The sequence below is a fragment of the Pseudomonas sp. 37 R 15 genome (genome assembly GCF_900004865.1).
Classification (GTDB): Bacteria; Pseudomonadota; Gammaproteobacteria; order Pseudomonadales; family Pseudomonadaceae; genus Aquipseudomonas; species Aquipseudomonas fluorescens_AM.
Map to the genome: position 1 here is coordinate 22,040 of NZ_CVTV01000058.1, position 21,075 is coordinate 43,114.

The window sequence follows — 21,075 nt, forward strand, 5'->3', positions numbered from 1 at the left end:
GAGCTCCCTTCTGTAATTGGGGCAAAGCTTATAGAGAATTCAGGAATGCCAGCAACGCGGCACGCTGCTCGGCGTTGAACGACAACACATGCTGCTGCGCCGCTTGCGCTTGCCCGCCATGCCAGAGCACGGCTTCAAGCAGGTTGCGGGCGCGGCCGTCATGCAGAAACTGGGTGTGACCACTCACGGTTTGCGTCAGGCCGATGCCCCACAACGGCGGGGTACGCCAGTCGCGGCCACCGGCCTTGAATTCAGTACGGTTGTCGGCGAGGCCTTCGCCCATGTCGTGCAGCAGCAAGTCGCTGTAGGGGCGGATCACCTGATTGGCCAGTTCGGGTTCGGAGGCGTTGGCCGCCGTGGTGAACGTTGGCTTGTGACAGCCCTGGCAACCGGCCTGGTAAAACAGGTTCTTGCCGGCCAGCACCTGTGGCGCGTTGACGTCGCGGCGCAGCGGCACGGCGAGGTTACGCGTATAGAACAGCACCAGGCGCAGAATGTTGTCGCTGACTTCCGGCTCGCCCTCGGGGCCGTTGCCGTTGGGTGCCTGTTTGCAGGCCACCTGGGCGTCGGTGCAGTCATCGAAGGGTCTCAGGGAAGTGGTGAGGCCCATATCACCCGAAAATGCGTGAACATTTTGTTGATTGAGGTTGGGTTGCCCGGCTTTCCAGCCAAAGCGCCCTAAAACAGTCTTTTGCTCGGCGTCATCCCATACCTGGTTCGCCCGGCCGATGATGGCTTCGCTGTCGGCGGTTTTCGGGTCGGTGTTGCGCAGGATGTCGGCGTCGCTGATGGCTTCAAGCAAACCCAGGCCAATCATCGGCGGTGCGATGCGCGCAGAAAAGCGGGTGTCGGGGTGCATCGGGCCATAGCCAAGCTGGGTGATCTGCAGCGCGGGCTTGCGCAACTCGACCACCGTGCCGTCCGTGAACCTGACGTTGACCGGCGTGTAGTCGACGCGCACCTTGCCCTCCGGTGCCACGCCCGGCACGGCCATGTCCTGCAGTTGGCCGCCGTACACTGGCTCGGGCACCACGCCAAGCTGTTCGATGAGTTTGGCGTAAGGCGCCAGCTCTGCATCTGGGGGGGAGATGGACAGGCGCACCAGCATCGACACGGCATTGGGCGCATCGGCCAGCGGTGGGTGGCCCCGGCCGTCCTTGATATGACAGTTCTGGCAGGCGTTGGTATTGAACAGCGGGCCCAGGCCGTCACGCGCAGTGGTGGTCGAGGGCGCGATCACCCAGGGGCTGCGAAAGAAACTGTTGCCGACGCTGAAGTCCAGGCGGCGGGTAGGCGCCAGATTGGCCGAGGGCAGGGAAAACGCGTTCTGGTCGCGCTTGTTCACGGTCGCCGCGCCGCCGGCCCGCGCTTCCCCCGGCTCAGCCTGGGTAAACCTTGGGGCGTCGTCGCAGGCAGTCAGGCCCAGGGCCATCAATGCTGCGCACAGGCGTAGTAGCGAACGGAACATCGAGTTTCCTGAACGAAGGCGAAAAATCCGGTGGCAAAGTCTAACAGGGCAGGGCAGTTTGAATAAGAGCAATTATCGTTTGGTGGCATCCCGATGCATTCCGCTAGAATGACCGCACATTTTTTTCTGGAGGTGGCCAATGCAGGCTCTCGACGCTTTGCTCAACCGTGTTTCCGTGCCGCGCTTGCTGGAACCGGCACCGACCCAGGAGCAGCGCGACGTGCTGTTCGCCGCCGCCATGCGCGCGCCCGACCACGGCCAGTTACGCCCGTGGCGTTTCCTCACCGTGGAAGGCCCGGCCCGTGAGCGCATGGGCACGCTGTTGGCCGAAGCGGCGCGTTTGCAGGATGCGGATGCCCCGCAAGCGGCTATCGACAAGGCCCAGAACGGCCCGTTGCGGGCGCCGCTGGTGGTGGTGGTGATCGCCCGCCTGCAGGAGCATTTCAAAGTGCCGAAGTCCGAACAATTGCTGGCAGCCGCCTGCGCGGCCCATGGCATTCTGTTGGCGGCTTATGCGCAAGGGATCGGCGCGGTGTGGCGCACGGGCGAGTTGTCTTACTCGGCTCATGTGGCCAAAGGGCTGGGGCTGACCGCAGATGAAGAAGTGATCGGCTTCCTGTACCTGGGCACGCCGCAGAACCCGCCGCGTACGGCGCCCAAGGAAGATGTTGCGGCGTTCGTCCAGGCCTGGACCGGTCTTTAAGCGGTGCGCGGTCAAAATGTGGGAGGGGGCTTGCCCCCGATAGCGGTAAAGTCAGCTACAGATAAGTGACTGACACTCTGCCATCGGGGGCAGGCCCCCTCCCATATTGGACCTGCAGTGTGTCTTAAACCCTGAACTGATCCATCAACTTCATCTGCTGGCTGGCCAGGGCATTGAGCTGGCTGCTGATGGCCGCCGACTCGGTGGCCTGGCCGGTGAGGGTTTCGGTCACGGTGCGGATCGCCGAGACGTTGCGATTGACCTCTTCGGCCACCGCGCTCTGCTCTTCGGCGGCGCTGGCGATCTGCAGGTTCATGTCGCTGATCACGGTCACGGCGTCGCTGATCTTGCCCAGGGCCTGCACCGCTTGATGGATCTGCCCGGCATTGCTTTGGGCCTGTTGTTGGCTGGAATGCATGGTCGCCACCACGTCCCGGGTGCCGCTCTGGATCCGTTCGATCACCAGACGAATTTCCTCTACCGAATCCTGGGTGCGTTTGGCCAGGTTGCGCACCTCATCGGCCACCACCGCAAAACCGCGTCCGCTTTCCCCGGCACGCGCCGCTTCGATCGCCGCGTTCAACGCCAGCAGGTTGGTCTGTTCGGCAATGCTGCGAATCACTTCCAGGACTGAACCGATCTGTTCGCTATTGACGGCCAACGCCTCGACTTCGCCGACGGCCTTGCTGACTTCCTGGGCAAGCGAGGTGATATCGCGGGTGCTTTGCTCGATGATCGACATGCCTTCGCGCGCCGACTGATCCGCGCCGCGTGCCGCGCTGGCGGCATTGGAGGCGCTGTTGGCGACGTCATGGGCGGTGGCGCTCATTTCATTGGACGCGGTGGCCACCTGGTCGATCTCGCGAAATTGCACCTGCATGCCTTCACTGGTCTGGCGCGCGATGGCCGAGGACTGGTCGGCCGTGCCGCGCGCCTCGGTGATGCTTTGCTTGATCTGCGCGATGGTCGGTTGCAGTTTGTCGAGGAAGCGGTTGAACCAGTTCACCAGCTCGCCCAGTTCGTCTTTTTTGGCATAGGCCAGGCGCTGGGTGAGGTCGCCGTCGCCGCTGGCGATGTCCTTGAGCATGGCGGCCACACTGTTGATCGGACGCGTTACGCCGGTGGCGGTCAGCCAGATCAGCAGCAGGCCCAGCAGGGCCGCGGCGGCGGCGACCAGCAAGGCTTTGAGGGTGCCTGTCGCCTGGGCTTGGTCAAGCACAGCTTGCAGTTTCACGTTATCGGCCAGCATCACCGATTTGGGCAGCTTGATCACCACGCCCCAGGATTTGGCGTCGGCAATCGGCTTGACGGGGTATACGGCACGAATGGTCTCGCCCTGTTCGCGGATCATCGGGCGATCATCGGCGAGCAGTTGCACGATCTCTTTGCCCTCGGCGCCAAGCGTGTCGATCAGGTTCTTGCCCACTTTGGCCGGCTCACCGCTGTAGGCGGCGATCACCCCGGTGCTGGACAGAACCTCCACGTGTGCGGCGCCGTTGAACACGCCCTTCTGCGCCGCATCGGTGTCGGCTTGCAGGGCGTTGAGGGCGATATCGACACCGACGACGCCGATCACCTTGTTATCGACGATCAAAGGCAGGGAGATGGTGGTCATCAGCACGGGCTTGCCGGCCACGGTGTCTTCGTACGGGTCCAGCAGGCACGTAGTGCGCGTGTCGCGCGGGCAGGTGTACCAAATGTTGTAGGGCGTACCGCTGAGGTTGAGGGTGGTCTTGGTCAGGTCAGCCTCGACCATGACCGTGTTCAGGCCTTCGCCGCCGGCCCGGCTCCAGTAACTGGAAAAACGGCCTTTTTCGTTGGAGACGCGGGCCTTGTCGTCGATGAACTCGCTGTCCTTGCCGTCCAGTGCGTTGGGTTCGAACGACAGCCAGATGCCCAGCACCTTGGTGTTACGGTCGAAAGCGGTTTTGACGCTCTGGTTGAGTTCTTCGCGCAGGGCGCCGGCTTCCAGGGAACGCTTGGCCCCGAGGTTGCGCAGGTCTTTGATCTGGTCGGCGAGGGCGGTGACCGCCAGCAGGTTTTCGTTGAAGGTTTTCTGCAACTGCACGGCCTGTTCGGCCGCCTTGGCTTGCAGCAACTGTTCCACGCCGGCAGTCAGCATGCGTGAGCTTGAGTCACTGACCAGTTGATCGTTCTGGTTGGTGTTGTAGATGTTGATGCCGACCACCAGTGCAATGACCCCTACCAGGCAGAGGCCGGACAGCAGCACGATTTTCAGGCGGATGGAGAGGGTGTCGAACATAGGTTCACTCACGAATGGACTTGTTGAGATGCGCGCAGCAGAGCCAAGTCCATTCGGCGCCATGTCTGAAACATCGGCTTAACAAATCAATTCATGAGCGACAGACGATGAGCGGTAGGAAAACGCCTACGCGCATTGTTACACGGGCGGTGCAAGCTGCTCGGGGCGAGACCAGATCCACAGATTGCCCAGGCCCATGCCGGCGATTGCCAGGTAGATCGGCCAGCCGTGATCGAGCATCACCAGCATCAGGACGGCGCACAGCAGCATGCTGACGGTGGCGCTGACTTTGGCCCGACGCGCGATGATCTTGCCGTTGCGCCAGTTAAACAGGATCGGCCCGAACAGGCGGTGGTTTTCCAGCCAGGCGCTCAGGCGCGGCGAGCTTTTAGTCGCGGCCCAGGCGGCCAGCAGGATGAATTCGGTGGTGGGCAAACCCGGTATGACAATCGCCACCAGGCCGATCCCCAGGCTGACGTAGGCCAGCAGGCCGTAGAGGATCTGCGCGATTCTGGAGGTGGATTGGGTTTTGCCGGTCATAGGTAGGGTTATCACAGAAAAACAATGTGAAATGCGTTCCAACTGTGGGAGGAGGCTTGCCCCCGATAGCGGTGTATCAGTCAATAAATTCTTTGCTGACACACGGCATCGGGGGCAAGCCCCCTCCCACTTGATTGCATTTCAATCAGTAGGTCAGGCCAATTCAGGGGCCGTAGCGTACGCCTGTTCCAGCAATACGGTGAAGCGTACAAACGCATCGATTGCGCCTTTTTCTACCGCGGCTTCTTCTTCGGCGCTGAACGGCAGGCCGTCGAGAATGCGGGTGAAGCGCTTCCAGCCTTCGGCGCGTCCACCGACCGGCTCGGCCAGGTGGCGCGCGCCGAAGGTCTCGCTCAGGCCCAGGCCCACGGCCCGTTTGATCAGGAAGGCAGCGCCCAGTTTGGAGCCTTCCGAGACGAACAGCCAGCCCAGGGCTTCGGCCTGGCTCGGGTTGCTCACGGCACCGGCGACCGGCGCGGGTACGTCGGTGTCGAGGTCACCCAGATCGAGCCTGGCTGCTTCTGCGCGGCAGCGCTCGGCCAGGTCCGGGATGATCCGGTTCAGTTCGGCATCGTTGTACAGCGCGACCAACTCCGATTGGAACAGGTACTGCGCCACCACGAAGCGGGCGAAGTTGGCCTGGGTCTCAAACGGGGCGTGCGCCTTGACCAGTGCGTCGAGCTTGGTGTGCGGCTCGTTGGTGATCTGGTTCAGGCGCTGGGAGCGCAGGCCTGGACGTTCTGCAGTAGGAGAAGCGGTCATGACAAAATCCTTGAGGGGGGAGCGCCTTGTGGCTCTAAAGAGAGCCGTTATCAACTAGACGAACAGGAAGACGCGGCACAGTAAAAAATCCTCACCTCGCCGCACGATCATTGCGGCGAGGTGCGGCAGGGCGCGTCAGATGTCCCAGATCAGGTTGATCGCGAAGTTGCGCCCCGGCTGGGTCAGTCGATCGAGGTTGGCCGGGCCGGTCACTGCGGCTTCGCCGACGCTGTCGTAGCTGCGCACGTCATCCCAGTTCCAGTACTTTTTGTCGGTGAGGTTGTAGAGGCCGCCGTTGACGGTCACGTCGTGGGTGACCTTGTAGTAGGCGGTCAGATCAAGAATGCCGAAGCCCGGCGTCTTGAACGGGCCGCGGGTGTCGCCGTCGGGGGCGTGGAAGGTGCTGCTGTCGACGCGGTTCTGTTTCTTCACCAGGGTCCAGCTCACCAGGCCCCCGTAGTTGTCCTGGTCGTAGCCCAGGCCGAATACGCCCTTGAGCGGGTTGACGCTGTTGAGCGGCTCGCCGTTGTCGTCGTTGCGGCCATGGGCGTAGGAGACCGCGCCTTGGGTATAGAGACCTTGCGGCGCGCCGAACGCATCCAGGTTCAGCCGGCCCTTGGCCTCGGCGCCCTTGATGGTGGCGCGTTTGATATTCACCGCCTGGAACTGCTCGACGGTGCCACCGACCACTGCGTTGTCCTCGTCGATGAAGTCGCGGTATTTGTTGTAGAACACGGCGATTTCGAACGAGCCTTCGTCGAACTTGCCGCGCAGCCCGGTTTCGATGCCCTTGCTGGTTTCCGGCTTGAGGTCGGGGTTGGGCTCCACGGTGTAGCCCAGGTTGAGGTTTTCGAAGCGGCCATACAGCGCTTTGGCGGACGGTGTGCGGAAACCCTCGGCGTACTGGCCGAACCAGGTGTATTGATCGGTCAGGGCATAGGTCAGGCCGAACTTGGGCGTGACGCGGTGCCAGGTTTTGTCCTTGCCGTCGACCGCGTACTCTCCGGTGGGGTTCACGGTGCTGAGGAATTCCTCGGTCAGCTTGGGCTTGAGCCGGGTGTAGTCGTAGCGCACGGCGGGCAGGAAGGTCCAGTTGTCCCAGGTGATCTGGTCCTGGGCGAACAGCGAATAGGTGTTGATGGTCGGGTCGGGGAAGTCGCTGGATTTCTTCACGCTGTCGCTGGCCGATGGGCTGGGCGCGCCGATGGCGGTGCAGCCGCTGCCGACCGCCAGGCAGGTGGCGCCGCCTTCACGCGAACCGGTGACTTTCTGCTGCTTGAGGGTGGTGCCGTAGGTCACCTGGTGATCGGTGGCACCGAGGCTGAAGGCCTTGTCCAGCTGTGCATCGAAGACCCACTGTTTTTCTTCGTACAGCGTGTCGCGGGTGCGCAATACACGGCGGCCGGACTGATAGATTTCGGCGGTCGTCTGGTCGGTCTTGGCGATCTGGTAATTGAGGCTGGTCTTGATGCGGTCGGCGATCGGCGACTCGAGGGCAAAGCTGTTTTCCAGGCCGAAGCGTTCACGGGTGATGGTGTCGTTGCCGCGACGGTCACGGTACAGGTTGAAACCACGGCCACCGATGAACGGGCCGCCCACCGCATTCTTGAGGTTGACGTCGCGATCATCCTTGTACTTCTCGTAGGTCAGGCCCAGACGGTTGTCGTCCCCGTAATTCCAACCCAGTTTGGCCAGCACGTTGGTGGTGCGGGCGTCTTCCGGGTTGGCGCCGGTGCGGGCGAGGCCAGTGGCGTTGTTGCCATCATAGGATTCGGTTTCGTGGCCGTTGCGCTGGCTCAAGTGCAGCAAGCCGTCGACATCCTGCACGCGGCCGGCGACGGTGGCGGAGGTCAGCCAGCTTTCGTCGGCGGAGCTGTAGCCGGTTTTCAGGCGTGCGCCAACGTCCTGGCCGGGCTTGATGATGTCATCCGGGTCGAGGGTGAAGTAACTCACCGCACCACCGATGGCGCTGCTGCCGTACAGGGCCGAGGCCGGGCCGCGCAGGATCTCCACGCGCTTGACGATTTCCGGGTCGACGTAGTTGCGCCGGGTCTTGGCGTAGGGGCCGTTGAAGAAATTGTCCGGCACTTCCACGCCATCGACCTGGGTAAGAATGCGGTCGCCGTCGATCCCGCGAATGTTATAGCCCGCGTTGCCCGAGCGGGTGCCGGCGCCGCCCACGGACACGCCCGGTTCGTAACGCACCAGCTCACGGGTGTTGTTGACGTTCTGGCGGTCCAGTTCCTGGCGGTCGTGCACGCTGACCATGCTCGGTACGCTGTCGACAGCCTGCTCGGTGCGGGTGGCGCTGATGGTCACTGGCTGCAGGTTGAGGGCGCTGCCGGCGGCACGTTTCTCCAGGACGATGGTGTTGTTGCCCAGTTTGCGGTAGCTCAGGTTGGTCCCCACCAACAGCCGCTCCAGCGCCTTCTCCGGCGACAACGCCCCGCGCACGCCCGGCGACGACACACCCTGGCCCAGCTCGGCCGGCAGGCCGACTTGCCAGCCGGTCACGCCGGTGAACGCGTTCAGCGCCGCCACCAGCGGCTGCTGTTCGATGCTGAAGTTGTAGTTGCCGTGGCTGCGCGGCGCGGGTTCCGCGGCGGTTGCGGCCATTGCCGCCGGCACGCCGGCCATCAGTATGGCAGCGGTCAGCAAGGACAGAACGGGCGAACAAGACCGGCGGTTGAAACGAGAGGACATCGAGAGCGCTCCGGAAATACGAATCTTATAGTTGCGAACCGAAATCAAATAGGAATCAGTTGCATTGGCTATAACGAGACGTATCGCCGGTTAATATCGAGTAAAAATATTTCTCATTCAGTTCAAAATCACCAGCGCCGGGTATTCCGACAGCTTGGCCGAGGTGATGTGGGCCAGGGAACGCACCACGTCCAATGGTTGGTCGAGGCGGTAGTTACCGGTGACGGCGACGCTGGCGAGCTTGTCGTTGGTGTTGACGATCCAGCCCGGATAATAGCGGCGCAACTCCGCCAGCACTTCGCTCATCGGGCAGTTTTCGAACACCAGCCGGCCCTGGACCCAGGCCAGGTCCTTGCCGGCGTCCAGCTTGGCCGGCTGGCCGAAGCCCCTGGGGCCGATGCGGATGCTTTCGCCGGCACTCAGGCGCACCCGGGCGTCGTCGAAGGTATTGCTCAGGTCGACATCACCGCGTTGCACTTGCACCTGGGCTTCGCCGTTGAGATAGCGCACGGCAAACGCAGTGTCGCGCACGCTGGCGCGCACCGGGCCGGCGTCGATTTCCAGCGGCAGGCCACGGGCGGGGGCGATGTCGAAAAACGCTTCGCCCTGGTAGAGGCGGGCGATGCGCTGGTGGTCTTGGATGCGGCTGGAAAACGCCGAATGGGTGTTCAGCAGGACATGGGAGCCGTCATCCAGTTGCAGACGCTGGCGCTCACCGACCACAGTGAGGTGGTCGGCCTGCAGGCGTACCGGCAGGTCGCTGAAGCTGAACAGACCGAGCAGCAGCACGGCAGCGGTGGCCAGGGGTTTCCAATGCGGTTTGACCCGGCGCCAGGCGCTCGGTCTGCGCGGCGCGGCCAACGCCACGGCGGCGCTGTGCACCGGCGCGCCACCCCAGGCGGACTGGGCCTTGCTGAACGCGTGGGCATGCGCCGGGTCCTGCGCCAGCCAGGCCTGGAAGGCGGCTTGTTGGCCGGGTTGCGGGCACTGCAAGGCGATCAGCCAATCGAGCGCTTGGTCCATGGCCGTGTCTTGCAGCACCTCATGAGCCAGCTCATGGGGGCGCAGTCTATTCGGGTCCGTCACGGTGTTCCTCGGGTCTTCGCCACGTTTTATTCATTATTTCCTACAGGCTGGATCGATAACCTCTGTCTGATGGAGCTTAAGGCTGATCCAACCGCTCGGCTACACCTACACAGATGGCCATGATCAATTTCAGTTCCTTCTGCACCGTGCTCAAGGACACTTGCAACTGATCGGCAATCTCCTGGTAGCTGCAACCGTGCAGGCGGCTGAGGATGAAGATCCGTTGCTGGCGCGCGCTCAACTGGCCCAGGCTGACGCTCAGGTGCTCAAGCAATTGCTCGGCCTGGGTGGCGTCTTCGGGCGTGCTGATGGGGGCGGCGACGCTTTGCAGGATATCCAGCGGGACATCTTCCTGCAGGGTGCGGGCCTGGATCCTGCGCGAACGCAAATGGTCCAGCGCCAGGTTGCGCGCGGTCTGGTAGACGAAGGGTTCAAGGTGGTCGATCGGCCGCTCACTCAAGGCCCGAGTCACCCGCAGGTAGGTTTCCTGCAACAGGTCCTCGGCGGTGCTGTGGTTATTCACCATGCGCTGCAGCGTGCGCAGCAGGATCACCCGTTGGGCGAGAAAGACGTGGTTGAAGCGAGATAGGCTCACAGTGATACCAGATCGACATGCAGTTAATGATAATGCTTATCATCAACTGAAATGGCAAGTGGCACTTTGCTAAGCGTTAATCCTGTAGGAGCGAGCTCGCTCGCGAAGGTCGTCAACGATAACGCTGGCAGCCTGAATGAACGCGGTGTTTATGCGTTCTTCGCGAGCAAGCTCGCTCCTACAGTCCGAGGATTACTCGGCGTTACACAGCGCCAGGCAGTTATCCAGCATCCGGTTCGAGAAGCCCCACTCGTTGTCATACCACGCCAGTACCTTGAGCAGCTTACCGCTGACCTTGGTGTGGTTGGCATCGAAGATCGACGACAGCGGGTTATGGTTGAAGTCACTGGAAACCAGCGGCAGGGTGTTGTAGCCGAGGATTTTCGAGTGCTGGCTGGCCTGCTTCAACAGTGCGTTGACTTCGTCGGCGGTGGCTTCTTTTTTCAGCTGTACGGTGAGGTCCACCAGCGACACGTTGATCACCGGCACGCGCACGGCCATGCCGGTCAGCTTGCCCGCCAGCTCCGGCAATACCAGGCCGACGGCTTCGGCGGCGCCGGTCTTGCTCGGGATCATGTTCTGGGTGGCCGAACGCGCGCGGTACGGGTCGGTGTGGTAGACGTCGGTCAGGTTCTGGTCGTTGGTATAGGCGTGAATAGTGGTCATCAGGCCGCTTTCGATGCCCAGCTCCCGGTGCAGCACCTGGGCGACGGGTGCCAGGCAGTTGGTGGTGCACGAAGCGTTGGAGATGATCTGGTGCGATTGACGCAGAATGTCATGGTTTACGCCATAGACCACGGTCGCGTCCGCGCCCTTGGCCGGTGCGGAGATGATCACCTTGCGCGCGCCGGCGCTGATATGCGCGGCAGCCTTGTCACGGTCGGTGAACAGGCCGGTGCATTCGAACACCACGTCGATCTTGTGCGCGGCCCACGGCAGGTCGGCCGGGTTGCGAATGGCACTCACGGCAATCCGGTCACCGTTGACGGTCAGGCTTTCCTGATCGTGGGCGACCTCTGCGTCGAATGTGCCATGTACGGTGTCGTATTTGAGCAGGTGGGCATTGATCGAACTGTCGCCCAGGTCGTTGATGGCGACGATCTGCAGATCCTGGCGATAGCCTTGGGTATACAGTGCGCGCAGGACATTACGGCCGATACGGCCAAAACCATTGATTGCGATACGTAGAGTCATTGGAAAAGTGCCTGTCGTCGATTTGTTGTAAGAATTACAAGATTATTCGCATAAAAATAGAAAACAAGCCTTTTTAGTGGCAATATTTTGTTCAATCTACAACGAGTGACCTGAATCAACTGGTCCGATGATTCAAACGACCCCCTGCCATCCCATGAGCCGTGGGCGTTTGATCAGCATAGACTCTCAGGTCGCCACATCCGTTAGCCTGGAGTTCTATACATGCATCCCCGCGTTCTTGAGGTCACCGAACGGCTTATCGCCCGCAGCCGCGCCACCCGCGAGGCCTACCTTGCGCTCATTCGCGGCGCCGCCAGCGACGGTCCGATGCGCGGCAAGCTGCAATGCGCCAACTTCGCCCATGGCGTGGCCGGTTGCGGCACCGAGGACAAAAACAGCCTGCGCATGATGAATGCCGCCAACGTGGCAATTGTTTCTTCATATAACGACATGCTCTCGGCGCATCAGCCGTACGAACATTTCCCTGAACAAATCAAGAAAGCCCTGCGCGAAGTCGGCTCGGTCGGCCAGTTCGCCGGCGGCACGCCCGCCATGTGCGACGGCGTCACCCAGGGCGAGCCGGGCATGGAGCTGAGCCTGCTCAGCCGTGAAGTCATCGCCATGTCCACGGCGGTAGCGCTGTCCCACAACATGTTCGACGCCGCGTTGATGCTGGGCATCTGCGACAAAATTGTTCCCGGCCTGATGATGGGCGCGCTGCGCTATGGTCACCTGCCAATGATCTTCGTGCCCGGCGGGCCGATGCCGTCGGGTATCTCCAACAAGCAGAAGGCCGATGTGCGCCAGCGCTACGCCGAAGGCAAGGCCAGCCGCGAAGAGTTGCTGGAGTCGGAGATGAAGTCCTATCACAGCCCCGGCACCTGCACCTTCTACGGCACCGCCAACACCAACCAACTGTTGATGGAAGTCATGGGCCTGCACCTGCCTGGCGCTTCGTTCGTCAACCCGTACACGCCGCTGCGTGACGCATTGACCCGCGAGGCCGCGCACCAGGTCACGCGCCTGACCAAGGCCAACGGCAACTTCACGCCCATCGGCGAGATCGTCGACGAAAAATCCATCGTCAACTCCATCGTCGCCCTCAACGCCACGGGCGGGTCCACCAACCACACCCTGCACATGCCGGCCATCGCCATGTCGGCGGGTATCATCCTGACCTGGCAGGACATGGCCGACCTCTCCGAGGTGGTGCCGACCCTGTCTCACGTGTACCCGAACGGCAAGGCTGACATCAACCACTTCCAGGCGGCGGGCGGCATGTCGTTCCTGATCCGCGAACTGCTCGAAGCCGGCCTGCTCCACGAAGACGTCAACACCGTGGCGGGTAAAGGCTTGAGCCGCTACACCCAGGAGCCGTTCCTGGTCGATGGCGAACTGATCTGGCGCGACGGCCCCATCGAAAGCCTCGACGAAACCATCCTGCGCCCCGTGGCCCGTGCGTTTTCGCCGGAAGGCGGCTTGCGTGTGATGGAAGGCAACCTTGGCCGTGGCGTGATGAAAGTGTCTGCGGTCGCACCGGAGCATCAGGTGGTCGAAGCGCCGGCGGTGGTGTTCCAGGATCAACAGGACCTGGCCGATGCCTTCAAGGCGGGCCTGCTGGAAAAAGACTTCGTTGCGGTGATGCGCTTCCAGGGCCCGCGTTCCAACGGCATGCCGGAATTGCACAAGATGACCCCGTTTCTCGGCGTGTTGCAGGACCGTGGTTTCAAAGTGGCGTTGGTAACAGACGGGCGCATGTCCGGCGCCTCGGGTAAGATTCCCGCCGCGATCCACGTCAACCCCGAAGCCCAGAGCGGCGGGCCGCTGGCACGGGTCCGGGATGGCGATATCATTCGCGTCGATGGCGTGACCGGCACCCTGGAGCTTAAGGTGGATGCCGACGTATTTGCAGCGCGCACGCCTGCCACTGGCCTGTTGGGCAATAACGTGGGCGCTGGTCGCGAGTTGTTTGCATTCATGCGCTTGGCCGCAAGCTCCGCAGAGCAGGGCGCCAGCGCCTTTACCTCTGCCTTGGAGACGCTTAAGTGAAGTTAGCGCTGGTCGGTGATATCGGGGGTACCAACGCCCGTTTTGCGTTGTGGCGGGATCAGGCACTGCACTCGATTCGTGTGCATGCCACGGCGGACTACCCCAGCCCTGAAGACGCGATCAGGTTCTATCTGGCGGAAGAAGGCTTGAATATCGGCGATATCGGGGCAGTTTGCCTGTCGGTTGCCGGGCCGGTGAGCGGCGATGAATTCAAGTTCACCAATAATCACTGGCGCCTGAGCAAGACGGCGTTTTGCCAGGCGTTGCAGGTGGACGAACTGCTGCTGGTCAACGATTTTTCGGCCATGGCCCTGGGCATGACCCGCCTGCAGCCCGACGAATTCCGGGTAGTCTGCGAAGGCACCCCGGAGCTGTTGCGCCCGGCAGTGGTGATCGGCCCCGGCACCGGCCTGGGCGTCGGTACCCTGCTGGACCTTGGCGCAGGGCGCTTTGCGGCATTGCCGGGGGAGGGTGGCCATGTTGACCTGCCCCTGGGCAGCCCGCGCGAAACCCAGTTGTGGCAGCACATCCACAGCGAGATCGGCCATGTCAGCGCCGAAACCGCCTTGAGCGGCGGCGGCTTGCCGCGCCTGTACCGGGCGATCTGCGCGGTGGACGGGCACACACCGGTGCTGGACACGCCCGAGGCCATCACGGCAGCGGGCCTGGCGGGCGATCCGGTGGCGATGGAAGTCCTGAACCAGTTCAGCATCTGGCTGGGCCGCGTGGCGGGCAACAACGTGCTGACCACCGGCGGGCGTGGTGGCGTGTACATCGTGGGCGGGGTGATACCGAGGTTTGCCGACTTCTTTATCAACAGCGGTTTTGCCAAGAGCTTTGCCGATAAAGGCTGCATGAGCGACTATTTCAAAGGGATTCCGGTGTGGCTGGTGACCGCGCCGTATTCCGGGTTGACCGGGGCGGGTGTGGCGCTTGAGCAGGCATTTGCTTAGGCTGTGATGGCCTCATCGGGGGCAAGCCCCTCCCACCTATCGATTTGTGAATACCTTCAAATGTGGGAGGGGGCTTGCCCCCGATGAGGCCCTCAAGAACACCCCACAACAACAAGGAGGCCCCGTGAGCGTAATCAGTAAATCCATTCTCCTCGTCGACGACGACCAGGAAATCCGCGAATTGCTGCAGACCTACCTCAGTCGCGCCGGCTTCCAGGTGCGTGGCGTGGCCGATGGCGCGGGGTTCCGCCAGGCGATGGGCGAGGCGCCGTGCGACCTGGTGATCCTCGATGTGATGTTGCCGGACGAAGACGGTTTCAGCCTCTGCCGCTGGGTTCGCCAGCACCCGCGCCAGGCGCAGGTGCCGATCATCATGCTCACCGCCAGTTCCGACGAAGCCGACCGCGTGATCGGCCTGGAGCTGGGCGCCGATGACTATATCGGCAAGCCGTTCAGCCCCCGCGAATTGCAGGCGCGGATCAAGGCGCTGTTGCGTCGTTGTCAGTTCGGCCAGGAGCGCAGCGGTGCCGGCGAGGTGCTGGTGTTCGACGAATGGCGCCTGGATACGGTCAGCCACCGTCTGTTTCATGTGGACGGCGAAGAGGTGATCCTCTCCGGTGCCGACTTTGCCTTGCTCAAGCTGTTTCTCGACCACCCGCAACAGATCCTCGACCGCGACACCATCGGCAATGCCACCCGTGGCCGCGACCTGATGCCGCTGGACCGCATCGTCGACATGGCCGTCAGCCGCCTGCGCCAACGCCTGCGCGATACCGAGAAACCTCCGCGGCTGATCCGCACCGTGCGCGGCAGCGGCTATCAACTGGCAGCCAGCGTGGTTGCCGGCAATGCCCACTGAACACCTGAGCGAACGCCGCCGCCGTTTCCCCGTGCCACGCTCGCTGCTGGGGCGCATGTTGCTGCTGACCTTGCTCGCCGTGTTGTTCGCCCAGGCGCTGTCCAGCGTGATCTGGGTCTCGCAGCTGCGCGCCACGCAGTTGGAAGGCCTGGTCACCAGCGCCCGTAGCCTGGCGCATTCGATGACCGCCAGCGTGAGTTACTTCCGTTCATTGCCGGTGGCCTATCGCCCACTGGTGCTCGACCAGTTGCGCAGTATGGGCGGCACGCGTTTTGTGGTGACCCTCAATGATCGTCCGCTGGACATGCAGGTATTGCCCGAAACCCCGCGCAAGCAGGCGGTGCTGGTGGCTGTGGACGACGTGTTGCGCCAGACCCTCGGCGCCGATGTGCATATCTCGGTGGAGTTCGTCAGCGCCGAAGACCTGCGCATCTTCAATGCCGGCCTCAAGCTCGACGAACTGCCGCGCTCCTGGGCCCACTACGCGTTGACCCTGGAGCCGGTCAACCCACCGGTACTGGTCACCCAGATTCAGCTGGCGCCGGGTGAATGGCTGTACATCGCCTCGCTGTTGCCCGAACCCTACACCAGCCTTGAAGAGCAGGGCCTGCCGGCCCAGCAGGTGTGGTTTATCGTGTTGACCAGCGGCTTCCTGCTGCTGTTTATCGGCCTGCTGGTGCATTGGCAAAGCCGACCGCTCAAGCGCCTGGCGCGGGCGGCGCGGGACATGTCCCTGGGGGCGGACGTGGAACCGGTTGCCGAGGGCGGCGGCAGTGAAGTGGTGGAAGTGGGGCGTGCGTTCAATGCCATGCGTGAGCGCATCAGCCGCTACCTGACCGAGCGCAGCCAGCTGTTCAGCGCGATCTCCCACGACCTGCGCACCCCCATCACGCGCCTGCGCCTGCGCGTGGAATTGCTCGACGATGAGAACCTGCAAAACAAATTCGGGCGTGACCTGGATGAGCTGGAATTGCTGGTCAAGGGCGCGCTGCAGTGCGTGAAAGACACCGATATCCACGAGAACATCCAGCCGGTGGACCTCAACCACGTGCTCGAATGCCTGGTGGAACCCTACCTTGCGCCCAACGGCAACGGACGAGTGACCCAGCATGGGCAGGCCCTGGCCACCTATCCGGGCAAGCCGCTGGCGCTCAAGCGCTGCATCGGCAACCTGATCGACAATGCGTTGAAATACGGACAGAACGCGCATTTGCACATCGAGGACGATGGCGCCGAGTTCATCCTGCACGTGGACGACGAAGGCCCCGGCGTGCCGGAACAGCGCCTGGAGCAGGTGTTCGAGCCACACTTTCGCCTGGCCGGGCAGCAGCAGGGCTACGGTTTGGGATTGGGCATTGCGCGCAATATCGCCCATAGCCATGGGGGCGAAGTGAGTTTGCAGAACCTGCGCGAAGGCGGCCTGCGCGTTACCTTGCAGCTACCGCGCGGATTGGACTGACCGGATACGGACCAATGTGGGAGGGGGCTTGCCCCCGATAGCGGTGTATCAGTCAGCTCATTTGCAACTGGCCCACCGCAATCGGGGGCAAGCCCCCTCCCACATTTTGAAACTCATTGAGTCAGATGCTTTGGCGCAAGCGGGCCAAGTCGCGTAAAGGCGGCGCGCCAAACAACCGGCTGTACTCCCGGCTGAACTGCGACGGGCTTTCATACCCCACCCGATACCCCGCCGCCGAGGCCTCCAGCCCTTCGGCAATCATCAGCCGCCGCGCTTCCTGCAGGCGCAGTTGTTTCTGGTACTGCAGCGGGCTCATGGCGGTGATCGCCTTGAAGCGGTGATGCAAGGTCGACACGCTCAGGTTCACTTCCCGGGCCAGGTCATCGATGCGCAGCGGCTGTTCGTAGTTGCCGTTCAACCACTTGATCGCCTGGCTCACCCGGTGACTCTGGCTGTTGGCGACGGCGATTTCATACAGGCGATAGCCTTGGGGACCACGCAACAAGCGGTAGAGAATTTCGCGGTTGATCAGCGGCGCAAGCATCGCGATGTCTTTGGGCGTGTCCAGCAGGCGGCTCAGGCGCAGCACGGCATCGAGCAGTTGATTGTCGATGCGGTCGACGTACATGCCACGGGACGTAGGACGCGACGGCACGCCCATCGGGCCGGCTTCGGCAATCAGTGCGGTGAGTTGGGCCGGGTCGATATTGATGCGCACCGACAGGTTGGGGTCTTCCGGGGTGGCGTCGATAATCCGCCCGGCCACCGGCATGGCCACCGAGAACACCAGATAGTTGAGCGGGTCATAGGCGAAGATTTCGTCGGCGAGGCGCACTTCCTTGCTGCCACTGGCGAGGATGCACAATGCCGGTTCCACCAGCACCGGCATGAAGTCGCGCGGCGTGTTGTGGCGGTTCAGGTACAGCGAAGTGATCGCCGTACCGTAGGAACCGTCTTCCCAGGTATGGCGGTGCACGATGCTGGCCAGTTCGGCACGCTGCTTTTCCATCTCGGCATCGAGGGGAGTGGGCTTGAGGTCAGGCGACGACATGAGGCGTCCTCTACACGCAGGTTTGATGGGGCTCAGCTTAGCGGTGGAGTTTCAAACAGTGTTATGTCAATTCTGCACAATCCTTGCCTGATCCTGCGCCCTGTCGTGAATCAGGCAAGCAAAGCCGCTGTCATCTCCCTGAAACACGCCGCTTGGGCGTGGAATAAAACGGCTGCGCGAACGTCCTGCCTACGCTTCTGGCAGGATTGTGCAAGAAGCCTGCAGGAATCGACTAACCGCGCCCAACCCTGCGCCGCTATCTTTGATCCTGTGGCAACACGCCCTCACCGTGGTTGCCGAGCATCACTTCTCAACGGGAGAGTCGAACATGTCCACCCCCATTCCCGCGAGCCATATGGCCTTTATCCGTGCCCGTACCGGGTGCAGCACCGAGCTGGGTGCACGCTTGAGCAGTTTGATCGAACCGGGCCGACAGGCTCAGGGTTGCCTGCAATTTTCGTTGCAGCATTCCCAGGTCGACCCCGATGTGTGGTTGGTCACGGGTGTATGGAGCAGCGAGCAGGCGATGAGCGCCTACTTCAATTCCCCGGCCCTGATGATCTTCACCGAGTTGTTGAACGACAGGGTCGTGCGCAGCATGGACTTCCAGACCTTCACCGACGCATCCGCCGTCAACGCCTACGGCGAGTACCTGCAACTGGCCGGTTAGGGGTTAGAATGGCCGACTTTTCATTGGCCAGGACCTGCAACATGGCACGTAAACAATTTGCCCACCACGAAGCCGTTTCCGCCGTCGTACCGGGAGAGAGTGGCTACAGCGCCGCCGTTGCCGTCAAGGCACTCGATGGCATGGGCGCTCCGCGATTTCACAAGATCCTGGACGGTCAGACGTTCAAGACCGCGTCCGATGCCGATGATGCGGCGGCTGTGCAGCTTGAGTGCCTGGTTGATGTGGATGCAGACGGCCAACTGGTTTGGGCGCCTGCCGCTGACTAAATGGGTGAGGGGGCTTGCCGCCGATAGCGGTGGGTCAGCCAGCAAATTTGCAGCTGATACACAGTCATCGGGGGCAAGCCCCCTCCCACATGTTTGATTGCATTTCAGTCAGGGTTTTGTGGCGCCTGGCCGGTACATCTTGAACAGCGCTTCAGGGCCTAACTGGAAATAATCCGCCGGGCCGCCACCGCGCAGAATCGGCTCGGCGGCGGCCGTGTCGTAGATCCCATCCTTGAGCAGCCATTTGGCGATGTGCACCGCGACCACTTCGCCCAGCACCAGCCAGCTGGGGACCAACTGCTGGTCGGCGCGTTGCAGCTGGATAATCTGCGTCACCTTGCATTCGAACGACACCGGGCTCTCGCCCACCCGCGGGACGCCGACGATTTTCGAAGCCATCGGCGTCAGGCCGGCCAACTCGAATTCATTCACGTCCGGCGAAACAGCCGCGCAACTCTGGTTCATCTGCTCGGCCAGCGGGCGGGTCGCCAGGTTCCACACGAACTCGCCGGTCTGTTCGATATTGTTCAGGCTGTCTTTGCGCCCGACGCTGGAAAACCCAATGATCGGCGGAATGTAGTTGAACGCGTTGAAGAAGCTGTAGGGCGCCAGGTTCAGGCGACCTTCGCGGTCGTGTGACGAGATCCAGCCGATCGGGCGCGGGCCGACGATGGCATTGAACGGATCATGGGGCAGGCCGTGGCCGTTGGCGGGTTCGTAGAAGTGGATATCGTCGGACATAGCCTGTCTGCTCTCAATTCTGGAGCCCACATCATATCCAATGTGGGAGGGGGCTTGCCCCCGATATCGGTGGTTCAGTCACTGTATAGATGACGGATACACCGCTATCGGGGGCAAGCCCCCTCCCACATTTTTAGTCGGTGGTAATCCGCGAATGCTTGCGGGTGTCCTTCATGGTCACATAGACCAGCAACGACACCGCGATACACGCGGTCACGTACCAGTAATAACCGGTCTCCATGCCGATGCTCTTGAACCACAGGGCAATGTATTCAGCGGTACCGCCGAAGATCGACACGGTCAGGGCATACGGCAGGCCCACGCCGAGGGCGCGGATTTCAGTCGGGAACAGCTCGGCTTTGACCACCGCATTGATCGAGGTATAGCCGCTGACGATGATCAGCGCGGCCATGATCAGGAAGAACGCGCCCCACCAGGTCTGGATGGTGTGCAGGGTGGTGAGGATCGGCACGGTAAACAGCGTGCCGAGGACGCCGAAGGCGATCAGGATCGGGCGCCGACCAATCTTGTCCGACAGGCCGCCCACCAGGGGTTGCAGGCACATGAACAGAAACAGCGTCGCCGCCGAGATGGTGGTGGAGTCGGAGATGCTCATGCCGACGGTGTTCACCAGGTATTTCTGCATGTAAGTGGTGTAGGTGTAGAAGGCCAGGGTGCCGCCCATGGTCAGGCCCACCACGGTGAGCAGTTCCTTGGGGTGGCGCATCAAGGTGCGCATCGCGCTTTCCTTGGCTTTTTCCTTTTTGGTGAACGACTCGGTTTCTTCCATGCCGCGACGCAGATAGAGCGCAACCACTGCGCACAGGGCGCCGATGGCGAACGGAATGCGCCAGCCCCAGGCGTACAGTTGCTCGGTGGTCAGCAGTTGTTGCAGCACGATCAGCACCGCCAGCGCGATGAGCTGGCCGGAGATCAGGGTCACGTACTGGAAGCTGGAGTAGAAACCGCGACGTTCCTTGGTCGCCATCTCGCTGAGGTACGTGGCGGAGGTGCCGTATTCGCCACCGACCGACAGCCCCTGCAGCAACCGGGCAAACACCAGCAGGATGGGTGCACCGATACCGATGAGTTCATAGCTTGGGCTCAGGGCAATCAACAGTGAGCCGAAGCACATCAGGTAGACCGAGGCCATCAGGGCTTTTTTACGCCCGACTTTGTCGGCGTAAAGGCCCATCAGCCAGCCGCCGATAGGACGCATCAAAAAGCCCACGGCGAAGATCGCGGCGGTGTTGAGCAATTGGGCGGTGGTGTCGCCTTTGGGGAAGAAGGTTTTGGCGAAGTACAGCGAGAATGCGGCATAGACGTACCAGTCATACCACTCGACCATGTTGCCGACGGAGCCGCTGAAGATCGATTTGATCCGGCTGGAGGTCGTGCGTTCTTTCGCCGGCGCAGCTGCCGACCCCAGAGGCAAGGTATTGGAGTTATCCATTGAAGGATCCTTCATCTAGTTGTTTTTATGGAGCGTGCTTGAGCACTGCCTGACTTGGGCTATAGCAGAAGCTGTGCCAGGTGGATGAAGGCCCGGGGTAGAAGGGTTTCAAGGTTTTTTTGAGCGGAAAATTGCTGATGGTTCTGGGGTGATGAGCGGAAATCCGCTTATGGCTGCGGGCGTCATCGGGGGCAAGCCCCCTCCCACATTTTGATTTGTGAACACATCCAAGTGTGGGA

General features: G+C 62.1%; 18 protein-coding genes and 1 pseudogene. 7 read left to right on the forward strand and 12 right to left on the reverse strand.

Annotation, left to right across the window (positions count from 1 at the left end):
- Positions 1–28: 28 nt before the first annotated feature.
- Entirely contained in the window at positions 29–1,468 is a 1,440-nt protein-coding gene (locus BFQ04_RS23515; RefSeq protein ID WP_065951326.1) for a di-heme oxidoreductase family protein, read from the reverse strand.
- 139 nt (positions 1,469–1,607) lie between these two features.
- On the opposite strand from BFQ04_RS23515, the gene BFQ04_RS23520 reads away from it, so the two are divergent.
- Entirely contained in the window at positions 1,608–2,171 is a 564-nt protein-coding gene (locus tag BFQ04_RS23520; protein WP_065951327.1) for an NAD(P)H nitroreductase, read from the forward strand.
- Positions 2,172–2,295: 124 nt separating this feature from the next.
- Here the strand turns inward: BFQ04_RS23520 and BFQ04_RS30530 are convergent, their stop codons facing one another.
- The 8 genes and pseudogenes from BFQ04_RS30530 to gap all read right to left on the reverse strand — a co-directional run bounded on the left by BFQ04_RS30530 (position 2,296) and on the right by gap (position 11,314).
- Positions 2,296–3,051, reverse strand: coding sequence for a methyl-accepting chemotaxis protein (locus BFQ04_RS30530; RefSeq protein WP_371914504.1), 756 nt, complete (start codon positions 3,049–3,051; stop codon positions 2,296–2,298).
- A 102-nt stretch (positions 3,052–3,153) separates the two neighbouring features.
- Positions 3,154–4,497 (reverse strand): annotated as a pseudogene (locus tag BFQ04_RS30535) (HAMP domain-containing protein); the annotation flags it as partial.
- Between the two features lie 75 nt (positions 4,498–4,572).
- Positions 4,573–4,974, reverse strand: coding sequence for a YbaN family protein (locus tag BFQ04_RS23530; RefSeq protein ID WP_065951329.1), 402 nt, complete (start codon positions 4,972–4,974; stop codon positions 4,573–4,575).
- 153 nt (positions 4,975–5,127) lie between these two features.
- Positions 5,128–5,736, reverse strand: a complete 609-nt coding sequence (locus BFQ04_RS23535; protein ID WP_065951330.1) for a biliverdin-producing heme oxygenase — start codon at positions 5,734–5,736, stop codon at positions 5,128–5,130.
- Between the two features lie 135 nt (positions 5,737–5,871).
- A complete protein-coding gene (locus BFQ04_RS23540) occupies positions 5,872–8,439 on the reverse strand; it encodes a TonB-dependent receptor (protein WP_065951331.1) in 2,568 nt (855 codons plus the stop codon).
- A gap of 117 nt (positions 8,440–8,556) precedes the next feature.
- Positions 8,557–9,525, reverse strand: a complete 969-nt coding sequence (locus BFQ04_RS23545; protein ID WP_065951332.1) for a FecR family protein — start codon at positions 9,523–9,525, stop codon at positions 8,557–8,559.
- A gap of 76 nt (positions 9,526–9,601) precedes the next feature.
- A complete protein-coding gene (locus BFQ04_RS23550; RefSeq protein ID WP_065951333.1) occupies positions 9,602–10,120 on the reverse strand; it encodes an RNA polymerase sigma factor in 519 nt (172 codons plus the stop codon).
- A 192-nt stretch (positions 10,121–10,312) separates the two neighbouring features.
- The gene (gene gap, locus BFQ04_RS23555; protein ID WP_057704386.1) at positions 10,313–11,314 is read right to left on the reverse strand and encodes a type I glyceraldehyde-3-phosphate dehydrogenase; all 1,002 of its coding nucleotides are present in this window, start codon (positions 11,312–11,314) and stop codon (positions 10,313–10,315) included.
- A 222-nt stretch (positions 11,315–11,536) separates the two neighbouring features.
- Between gap and edd the strand changes: the two genes are divergently transcribed.
- The 4 genes from edd to BFQ04_RS23575 all read left to right on the forward strand — a co-directional run bounded on the left by edd (position 11,537) and on the right by BFQ04_RS23575 (position 16,634).
- Positions 11,537–13,363: a phosphogluconate dehydratase gene (edd, locus tag BFQ04_RS23560; RefSeq protein ID WP_065951334.1), complete on the forward strand. Its 1,827-nt coding sequence runs from the start codon at positions 11,537–11,539 to the stop codon at positions 13,361–13,363.
- Entirely contained in the window at positions 13,360–14,316 is a 957-nt protein-coding gene (locus tag BFQ04_RS23565) for a glucokinase (protein ID WP_065951335.1), read from the forward strand. Before edd ends, BFQ04_RS23565 begins: the two co-directional genes overlap by 4 nt.
- 124 nt (positions 14,317–14,440) lie before the next feature.
- A complete protein-coding gene (locus BFQ04_RS23570) occupies positions 14,441–15,175 on the forward strand; it encodes a response regulator (RefSeq protein WP_065951336.1) in 735 nt (244 codons plus the stop codon).
- A complete protein-coding gene (locus tag BFQ04_RS23575) occupies positions 15,165–16,634 on the forward strand; it encodes an ATP-binding protein (protein WP_065951337.1) in 1,470 nt (489 codons plus the stop codon). The genes BFQ04_RS23570 and BFQ04_RS23575 overlap by 11 nt, the downstream gene beginning before the upstream one ends.
- A 121-nt stretch (positions 16,635–16,755) precedes the next feature.
- Here BFQ04_RS23575 and BFQ04_RS23580 read toward each other — a convergent pair whose 3' ends face one another.
- Complete coding sequence (locus BFQ04_RS23580) at positions 16,756–17,685, reverse strand: AraC family transcriptional regulator (protein WP_065951338.1); 930 nt, start codon at positions 17,683–17,685, stop codon at positions 16,756–16,758.
- 328 nt (positions 17,686–18,013) lie between these two features.
- Here BFQ04_RS23580 and BFQ04_RS23585 point away from each other — a divergent pair, with 328 nt between their 5' ends.
- Positions 18,014–18,355, forward strand: a complete 342-nt coding sequence (locus BFQ04_RS23585; protein ID WP_065951339.1) for an antibiotic biosynthesis monooxygenase family protein — start codon at positions 18,014–18,016, stop codon at positions 18,353–18,355.
- A gap of 41 nt (positions 18,356–18,396) precedes the next feature.
- Positions 18,397–18,642 (forward strand): hypothetical protein, encoded by a 246-nt coding sequence (locus BFQ04_RS23590; RefSeq protein WP_065951340.1) that lies wholly within the window; start codon positions 18,397–18,399, stop codon positions 18,640–18,642.
- 108 nt (positions 18,643–18,750) lie between these two features.
- Here BFQ04_RS23590 and BFQ04_RS23595 read toward each other — a convergent pair whose 3' ends face one another.
- Together BFQ04_RS23595 and BFQ04_RS23600 are read right to left on the reverse strand one after the other, a co-directional pair.
- On the reverse strand, positions 18,751–19,383 hold the full coding sequence (locus BFQ04_RS23595) for a flavin reductase family protein (RefSeq protein WP_065951341.1): 633 nt from the start codon (positions 19,381–19,383) through the stop codon (positions 18,751–18,753).
- Between the two features lie 133 nt (positions 19,384–19,516).
- Positions 19,517–20,836 carry an MFS transporter gene (locus BFQ04_RS23600; protein WP_065951342.1) on the reverse strand — a complete coding sequence of 440 codons (1,320 nt, stop codon included), beginning with the start codon at positions 20,834–20,836 and terminating at the stop codon, positions 19,517–19,519.
- Positions 20,837–21,075: the final 239 nt, after the last annotated feature.